1 protein-coding gene is annotated in these 914 nt (G+C 44.0%); it reads right to left on the bottom strand.

The features are described 5' to 3' along the window. Positions 1-914 (bottom strand): hypothetical protein (locus A2530_RS03545; protein WP_294891427.1); only part of this gene is annotated, 914 nt, incomplete at both ends.

Below are 914 nucleotides of genomic sequence, written 5' to 3'. Positions count from 1 at the left end.
GTCTGTATCTGTGTCAGTGTCAGTGTCTGTATCTGTATCTGTGTCCGTATCAGTATCAGTGTCAGTGTCCGTATCAGTATCAGTATCTGTGTCTGTGTCAGTATCTGTGTCTGTATCAGTATCTGTGTCAGTGTCAGTGTCTGTATCTGTATCTGTGTCCGTATCAGTATCAGTGTCAGTGTCAGTGTCTGTGTCAGTATCTGTATCTGTATCTGTGTCCGTATCAGTATCAGTATCTGTGTCTGTGTCAGTATCTGTATCTGTGTCAGTATCTGTGTCTGTGTCTGTGTCAGTATCTGTGTCTGTGTCTGTGTCTGTATCTGTATCTGTGTCTGTATCTGTGTCAGTGTCAGTGTCTGTATCTGTGTCCGTATCAGTATCAGTGTCAGTGTCTGTATCTGTGTCAGTGTCTGTATCGGTGTCAGTGTCAGTGTCAGTGTCTGTATCAGTGTCAGTGTCTGTATCAGTGTCAGTGTCTGTGTCAGTATCTGTATCTGTATCTGTGTCTGTGTCAGTGTCAGTGTCAGTGTCAGTATCTGTGTCAGTGTCTGTGTCAGTGTCAGTATCTGTGTCAGTGTCTGTGTCAGTGTCTGTATCAGTATCAGTGTCTGTATCGGTGTCCGTATCTGTGTCAGTGTCTGTATCTGTGTCAGTGTCTGTGTCTGTGTCAGTGTCTGTGTCAGTGTCTGTATCAGTGTCAGTATCTGTATCTGTATCTGTGTCAGTGTCTGTATCGGTGTCAGTGTCTGTATCGGTGTCAGTGTCTGTGTCCGTATCAGTATCTGTGTCTGTATCAGTGTCTGTATCAGTATCAGTATCAGTATCTGTATCTGTATCTGTGTCTGTGTCAGTATCTGTATCTGTGTCTGTGTCAGTATCTGTATCTGTGTCAGTATCTGTGTCAGTATCTGTGT

The organism is Sulfurimonas sp. RIFOXYD2_FULL_34_21 (assembly GCF_001830805.1).
Taxonomy (GTDB): domain Bacteria; phylum Campylobacterota; class Campylobacteria; order Campylobacterales; family Sulfurimonadaceae; genus Sulfurimonas.
The sequence above is the reverse complement of the archived record's forward strand: the minus strand, read 5'-3'. Positions and strand labels throughout refer to the sequence as shown.